General features: G+C 41.1%; 1 protein-coding gene. It reads right to left on the bottom strand.

All coding sequences use genetic code 11. The annotated features are described in order from the left end of the window. Nucleotides 1-25: 25 nt before the first annotated feature. Nucleotides 26-445, bottom strand: a complete 420-nt coding sequence (locus R8N47_RS26410) for a CBS domain-containing protein (protein ID WP_005461138.1) — start codon at nucleotides 443-445, stop codon at nucleotides 26-28. Nucleotides 446-616 lie beyond the last annotated feature (171 nt).

Raw genomic sequence — 616 nt, 5'->3', positions numbered from 1 at the left:
CGAAGTAGTCATGTCGATGTCGTCATCAAACTGGATGTTTAAAGCATTCGTTTAACGTCATCCCAATAGCGCGCAGAACATCACGGCGAGTGATGATGCCAACAAGCTTTCCTCGGTCGTCAACTACTGGGTACATTTTTGGCTTACCGACTTTCATCATATCCGCCAATTCAATGACCGACATTTCTGGCGAGACGGACAACACATCTTCATGCATACACTCTTGCACAGTATGTGTATCTTGGCAGTGGTAGCTGGCTTTCACCAACTTATCTAACAAATCTTGTTCAGATAAGAACCCCACTACTTTTTCGTTTTCATCAATGACTGGACCACCAAGCGTCACGCTCTGCATCACTTTGTTCAAAGCGGCTGTGAGTGACATGTCTTTAGTGAAAGTCACCGCTTGCAACGTCATGTAATCTTTTACTTTTAATGAATGCATTCTTATCTCCTTAGCGGCATTTTATTGCGGCCTTAAGATAAGTGTCGTCTACTTTCTTGATTTTACTAAATGGAAATTAGCAATTTTGTTCATAGGCGTAGTCTATTGATCTCTATCAAAATTCATTTATCTACTGCTCTCAAGCTAAATCTTGTTGCATATTTATCCCAG

The sequence above is a fragment of the Vibrio sp. 2132-1 genome (assembly GCF_033344315.1).
The sequence above is the reverse complement of the archived record's forward strand: the minus strand, read 5'-3'. Positions and strand labels throughout refer to the sequence as shown.

Excerpts from the sequence above, each read along its gene's own strand:
- R8N47_RS26410 (WP_005461138.1), bottom strand. The coding sequence starts at position 445 with ATGCATTCATTAAAAGTAAAAGATTACATGACGTTGCAAGCGGTGACT.